General features: G+C 44.9%; 8 protein-coding genes. 5 read left to right on the forward strand and 3 right to left on the reverse strand.

Annotated elements, in window-relative coordinates:
• The first annotated feature begins 373 nt into the window (after nucleotides 1–373).
• From PX484_RS10405 to tumE, 4 genes are all read left to right on the forward strand, one after another.
• The gene (locus PX484_RS10405) at nucleotides 374–598 is read left to right on the forward strand and encodes a DUF433 domain-containing protein (RefSeq protein WP_002745983.1); all 225 of its coding nucleotides are present in this window, start codon (nucleotides 374–376) and stop codon (nucleotides 596–598) included.
• Nucleotides 595–927 carry a DUF5615 family PIN-like protein gene (locus PX484_RS10410; RefSeq protein WP_287764619.1) on the forward strand — a complete coding sequence of 111 codons (333 nt, stop codon included), beginning with the start codon at nucleotides 595–597 and terminating at the stop codon, nucleotides 925–927. The genes PX484_RS10405 and PX484_RS10410 overlap by 4 nt, the downstream gene beginning before the upstream one ends.
• 201 nt (nucleotides 928–1,128) lie before the next feature.
• Nucleotides 1,129–1,359 carry an antitoxin TumA gene (tumA, locus tag PX484_RS10415; RefSeq protein WP_002804003.1) on the forward strand — a complete coding sequence of 77 codons (231 nt, stop codon included), beginning with the start codon at nucleotides 1,129–1,131 and terminating at the stop codon, nucleotides 1,357–1,359.
• Entirely contained in the window at nucleotides 1,349–1,732 is a 384-nt protein-coding gene (gene tumE / locus PX484_RS10420; protein WP_002804002.1) for a toxin TumE, read from the forward strand. The genes tumA and tumE overlap by 11 nt, the downstream gene beginning before the upstream one ends.
• 120 nt (nucleotides 1,733–1,852) lie before the next feature.
• On the opposite strand, the gene PX484_RS10425 is transcribed toward tumE, so the two are convergent.
• The 3 genes from PX484_RS10425 to PX484_RS10435 form a co-directional block, all read right to left on the reverse strand.
• Nucleotides 1,853–3,196 (reverse strand): chloride channel protein, encoded by a 1,344-nt coding sequence (locus tag PX484_RS10425; protein WP_287764622.1) that lies wholly within the window; start codon nucleotides 3,194–3,196, stop codon nucleotides 1,853–1,855.
• Between the two features lie 307 nt (nucleotides 3,197–3,503).
• Nucleotides 3,504–4,949, reverse strand: coding sequence for a precorrin-3B C(17)-methyltransferase (gene cobJ, locus PX484_RS10430; protein WP_287764624.1), 1,446 nt, complete (start codon nucleotides 4,947–4,949; stop codon nucleotides 3,504–3,506).
• On the reverse strand, nucleotides 4,946–5,674 hold the full coding sequence (locus PX484_RS10435) for a Uma2 family endonuclease (protein ID WP_287764626.1): 729 nt from the start codon (nucleotides 5,672–5,674) through the stop codon (nucleotides 4,946–4,948). Before PX484_RS10435 ends, cobJ begins: the two co-directional genes overlap by 4 nt.
• 341 nt (nucleotides 5,675–6,015) lie before the next feature.
• Here PX484_RS10435 and PX484_RS10440 point away from each other — a divergent pair.
• A partial coding sequence (locus PX484_RS10440) for a DUF8619 family protein (RefSeq protein WP_502882723.1) occupies nucleotides 6,016–6,393 on the forward strand: 378 nt, incomplete at its 3' end.

The following is a 6,393-nucleotide window of genomic DNA, read 5'->3' on the forward strand; positions in this document are numbered from 1 at the left end:
AATTGACTCGGAAATAGGAGCAATTATCGAAACAATATTAGCTAGAACGGATGTAGATGCTAAAATCAAAGAAGGTTTTCAAGAATTTCTTTACTATAGTAATTTCAGAGATTGGAGAAATCCCGATTAAGATAGCTAATCTGCTAATTTTGTAGGGTGCGTGTTTGCGGCTACTAATTCTGATCAAAAACCAAAATTAACAATCCGCACCCCACGCAGCAAATTTATTATTAAATTGGTGCATTATGCTTTCGCACTTTACACCCTAAGAGTGGTAAGAAGTTAAAGGGTGATCGTTCTTGTCGGTGGGGTGGAGTGCGATCTCTGTCATCAAATAAGATATAATTGGGAAAGTCCAAATAATTAAAGCATTATGAGTTACCAAAACATTATTACCATTGAACCTGGAAAACGCAGCGGAAAACCCTGCATTCGAGGAATGCGTATAACTGTGTACGATATTCTAGAATATTTAGCAGCAGGAATGACAGAAGCAGAAATTCTTGAGGATTTTTCAGAATTAACTTCCGAGGATATCAAAGCTTGTTTGGCTTTTGCTGCTGATCGAGAGAAAAAATTATTTATCACCTCTTTATGAAACTGTTATTAGATGAAAATTTGTCAGATCGGATTATTGATAAAATAATTGATTTATATGCTGATTCTCAGCACGTTAAGACTTTAGGAATGATAAATACTGATGATGCACTTATCTGGGAATTTGCCAAATTCAACGATTTTGTAATTGTCTCTAAAGATGCCGATTTTCATCAGCGCAGTCTATTATATGGTCATCCACCCAAATTTATCTATCTTCGTATTGGCAATAGTTCCACTGCAAAGATTATCGAAATTTTAAGAGTTTATTTTTTAATTATTGTTGAATTTTTTGATAGTGAAACAGAAAGTCTGTTGATATTAAGTTGAGTATGATCGCTGATCTTGTAGGGTGCTTTAGGTGGCGATAACTTCTGTTAAAAAACCAAAATTAACAATCTGCGCCCCACGCACCAACTTTATCATTAAATTAGTCCGTTACGCTTTCGCGCTTCGCACCCTACGATTTATGTTTTTGTTTGAGCGCGATCGTTTATAATCAAAATATCATTATTTTAGAGTAAAAGAAAAATGCGTAAACAGACCATTCAATATACATCATCTTTAGATGCTTTGATTGCTGTTGCCAAGCGACTTAGCGTCTATGAGAACCAACATAAAATGGATTCCGAAGATTTTTATAACGAATACAATCAGGGAATATTGTCAGATGATATAATATTTATAGAATGGGCAAACGATTATCGTCATTACCTTGCTTTGCGTCAAGAATTAGAACAAAGATTAAATCATGCTGCTTAAACTTTTATCTGATTACCTCAATCAGGTAGAGCAAGCAATTGTGCAGTGTGAAAATGCTTATGTAGAACCTTATCAAGAAGAAGTACTGACATCACAAAGAGCTAATTTAAGAATTGGGTTGCGTTTCAAGCAGATCCATTTATTAGAAATAAACGAAGCTATAGTAATCACAGACAATTACTTAGAATTCCTAGATTATCGTTACCATTTCCAAGATGAAAAAAACAACCTAGTTTTTCGCTATGATAGTACCCCTCACTTTCCCAATATTTCTACTTTTCCCCATCACAAGCATTTACCAAACGATGTAATTAGTTGTCACAAACCTGAAATTACTCAAGTCTTAAAAGAAGCAACAGAGTTATTGAGGTAAATAAAACGTATTTAATGCGATCGCTGATCGGGTAGATTGCGTTGGGCGGCAATCCCAAAAGTAGGGGCGCAAAGAACTTGCACCCTCTGGATATCACGGTAATTCCCCTGACGGTGGCTTCTAGCGGAACATTGCCCGCAGGGAACTAGAGATTTGATTGGCTACCCGTGCGGCCACCAATCCCGAAAGGGCAGCGACTACCACTGTAGCAAGGCAGGTTAGCTGGGCTGCCCCCGGGCCACCCACCCCCAGTACCATCGCCACGGCGGTCAGAGGTAGGCGATAGCCGCCAGCAATACCGGCCGCTGCCCCCGCCGCACCGGCCAGATCCCCAGAAATCTCAAAGGTAGTGGCGAATACCCGGCCAGTGAGGTCGCCGATCGCCAGAAAAGGGACAAACACGCCGCCACAGCCCCCAGCTAAAACCGCAGCGGTAGTGGCCGCAGCCCGGAGCAGAGCTACTGCCAACAGGTGATAAGGAGTTGTTTCAGTGTTTTCGGCCCAGAGGATAGCGGCTCCCCCTGGTCCAAAAGCCGCTGCTGGAGTCGCCACCTGTCCGATCACGATCGCCAAGAACAGCATCATCAGGCCACCAATGAGGAGACGAGTGCCAGGCCTGTCCCGCAAGCCTCTGGCCCAGTAGATCGCCTCACCGGTGAGGGCTGTAATCGTGCCAGCGATCGCTCCGATCAACAAAGTGGCAGCCACCGCATCCCCGAAGTCAGTCGGGGCAACCTGCGGCACGACCAGCCGGATCAGTTGCAGCTTAAAGGCAGCGTTGACCCCCCATCCCACCAGTCCCCCGGCTAACATCGCCGCTGCCCGCTCCGGGGTGATCGGAACCTGACGTCGCTGACTCAACTCAAACATAAAAAAGCTGCCCACCAGAGGGATTCCCATCAGGGCAGAAACACTTGCCGCACCGCCACCGATGGCCAGGGGCCGCACCAGTTGACCCAAGGCTGGATTTATGCTGCCTAACCAAGTTCCCGTCGCCACGCCAATATGAGCCGCCGGTGATTCTGTTCCCATGGGCGCACCCAGTCCAACAGTGGAGAGAATGGCCAGGGCCCGCAACGGTGCTAGATTCCAGGGGAAGCGCTCTTCGGCACCGGATGCGTTCACCACGTCACCGGTCAGATCGGCGCGAGCAATGTCATGGGGGAAGGAGTACCAGGCCATGAGAGAACCCCAGCGGCCAGAGGCAGTGGCATCCCGGGGAGCTAAGATCTGCACAGGTTGGCCCCTACCCAGTCCAAACAGGACTAGCACTGCTAAGGTAACGCCCACCAGAGGCAGCAGCAGTAGCCAGACGTTGCCTAGGTTAGAGGCAATTCTGAGGGTTTGCTTAATTGCCTCAGTCAGCAGTACCGCGGCCAGAGAACCGATCAAACCGCCGAGCAGACCAGCAACGGCCCATGGGCCTACCCTGGTTAAGAGAAGTTGTAGTTTGTTATTTAGCATCGCGCAAAGAAAGTTAAGCTTTTATTGTTCTGATAGCAAGTCCATTTCAGTAGTCAAGCAAAACACCCTGAAAGTTTTTACTATATACTAAGTCCTTTCGATGGGACGCTTCTCGGCAGACTCCCCCTCAACAGGAGAATTAATTGCCGGATTCTCTTGTCTCGTGCCAAGGTTCCATCTTGCAATGGGAAAAGTGAGGATCTTCCTTCCTTCCCCGCGTTACAAGGGAAATCCTTGCAACGAGATATCTGTAAATATCTCTTGCCGATTGCCTATTCCAACCAAGAAATTAATTTTGCACGACTACCTAATAGTGACGTGGAGTATAAACCCACTGCTTGGTTTTACCCTGCTCAATCAGGCGAGTTTTACTAGATCCGATCAAAATTATGGTTCGCATATCCGCATCGTTAATAGTCATATCCTCTAGGAATTTCACCGTCACTGTTTCCCCTTTTCGTCCTAAATTACGCGCTAATACCACGGGAGTTTGCGGCGATCGCCATTGTAATAAAATCTCTTTTGCCTTCTCTAATTGCCAAGTGCGCTCTTGAGACACAGGATTATAAAATGCGATCGCTAAATCTGCCCGGGCTGCTAACTCAATACGCTGAGAAATCACCTGCCAAGATTTGAGAATATCTGATAGGGAAATCGCACAAAAATCATGGCCTAAAGGTGCGCCAACCCTCGCAGCCGCCGCCTGCATGGCCGAAATCCCCGGACAGACCTGAATGGCGATCGCATCCCATGCCGGTTTTGCTTTTTTTTCTAATACCTCAAACACGGCCGCGGCCATGGCATAAATTCCAGGATCTCCGGAAGAAACTAAGACAACCGATCGCCCCTTAGCCGCTAAATCTAAGGCCATTTCCGCGCGATCGAGTTCCACCCGATTATCCGATTCATGGCGGACAATTTCTGGTGTTCGCAGGGATTCTACCAAATCCAAATAAGTTTTATAACCCAGCCAATCCGTGGCTTTTTCCAACACTTCTCGAACTTCTGGCGACATCCAATTTAGCGCCCCCGGTCCAGTTCCGACTATGGCTAATTTACCTTGACTTTCGTTGGCAAAATCCCCCAGAGGTAAACTGGATTTTTCCTTAATTTGCGGGCTTTCTTCCCAGAGATAAACTAAACAGTCACTGCTAGGTTTTGCTAAGTTTAAGTTATTTTTATCGGTAATCTCAATGCTCAGTTTTGCAGCTGATGAAATTGGTAAATTACTATTTTTTAACCAGTCCGCTTTACCGATTAATTTTACTTTTTCACCGGCTAATAAATCGGACAGAAACTTCTTAGCATCATCGGGATTAACTAACTGATAACCGGGTGGTGGCGATAATAAGGTCGTTTTAAATCTAATATCACCAGTGGTGGTAATTGCGGGGGAAATTTGCAAAACCGAGGCAATTTGACGAGCGAGATCATTAACCCCTTGTAAACCCCCCAACAAAGGCACTACGGCGCTGCCATCTTCTGCGATTGCTAATACAGGCGGTTCTTGCCATTTATTAGTTAATAAAGGTGCTAAAGTGCGAATTAAAATACCCGCCGCACAAATGCCAATAATTGGCGTTCCCGTCTGGAAAAATTCTCGCACCGTTTCGCCAAAATTAGTATAGGTAAAATCAGCTGAATGGGTACGATCTATTAACCCATAAACCACTGCTTCAGGTAAGGCCATTTGCACTTGACGAGCAACGGTGATACTGGTTTCTCCTAAAATGAGAATAGCTGGAGGTTTCATTTAGCTTCCCCCGACTGCGCTGCAGTTAACTTTTGGATAAATTCTTGATGTTCTACCGAGTTAATTCCAGCTTTTAAGATGTCTAACACCCGTGACATATTGCCGTTGAGCATGGCTGAAATATCTAACCACAAACCCGGAAATACTAGAGAGCAAATCACCCCTTGTTGGTTGGGTAACAAAGAAATATAATCGCCATTTTCTAAATTAAACCAATCAATTTTTTGGTCAAATACTTGCCAAACAAGGTATTCTTGAATACCACTGCGTCGATAAGCACGTTTTTTATCCCCTAAATCTATGGCGGCACTACTAGCGGCAATTTCTACCACTAATTCCGGCGATCCTTCTAGGTATCCCTCTACACTTAGGGTTGATTTTCCCCCGCTTTCTTGACTAATTAATAACGCCCCATCCGGCTGTAGTTCGTTGTCTATATCCAAGCGAACTGTTGGCTCAATACCCATTTGTATTTGGGGGGTAGCAGCTTGATAAACTCCCAACCAAGTGATTAAACGTCCGTGGGGTTCAGCATGAAATTTAAACCTTAATGGGGATGCCATATACACAACTCCTTCGATAAGTTCGGCTTTTTTTAATCCTGGCATAGCTTGATAACGGCGCTCGAATTCGGGACGAATTAAGCGATCCCCATTTTCTAACGGGGGTAAATGTTGCGTGGTTACAGCCTGAGAATTTAAGGATTTAACCGGGGAAGAAGTCATGGTGGCAGTCTTTGGGAACAAAACAGCATTGATTTTATTATAGATTGTTTCATTGGACTTCTTGCGGGATTTAATTTTTAACTGAAATTTCGCCAGAAGTCCTGCGCTTTTAGCGATGGTATGAATGGCGACCAACAGATAGACAATTACCCAAAACTATAGCATTTATCTTAGTGGTGAGGTACAAAGTTTTCCTTTTGGGAAGTCGGTCGTCGATACCAAATTAGGTTACACTTCATCTAGTTATGAGAAATGCTGTCATAACTGATATAGCGCACCTAAATGAAAGGTAAACGTCCTCTTCTAGAGCCTACCCGTTCACGAATAACCGATAACTGATAATGTTGGTTCCCCTTACCCGTCAATCGATCGAGCAAATTGTCCCTATTATCGCCACCGGCCCCCAGTACGCTCACTATTGGGGTAAATGGTCTGATTTTCTGCGCCGTTTATTCATTTCTATCATCGCTCTCACCGCAGCTTGGTTAATCGGTAATTTATTCGGCCCCGGTGGTTTAACGATTAAACTGATTTTCGACATTATCGCCGGTTTATATTGGCTCTGGGGTCCGGTTTACTGGGCCAGTGTTCGCAATAATACCTATCGTCGTCTTCCCTACGGGGGGTTTTGGCGCGGTCGCGTTTTCGATGCTTTTGTCACCGAGGAATTAATCGGGGAAGAAGAAAGGGTCAATAAACGCGGGGAATTAGAGATTATC

This window comes from Microcystis sp. M49636_WE2, assembly GCF_030065375.1.
Taxonomy (GTDB): Bacteria; Cyanobacteriota; Cyanobacteriia; order Cyanobacteriales; family Microcystaceae; genus Microcystis; species Microcystis aeruginosa_C.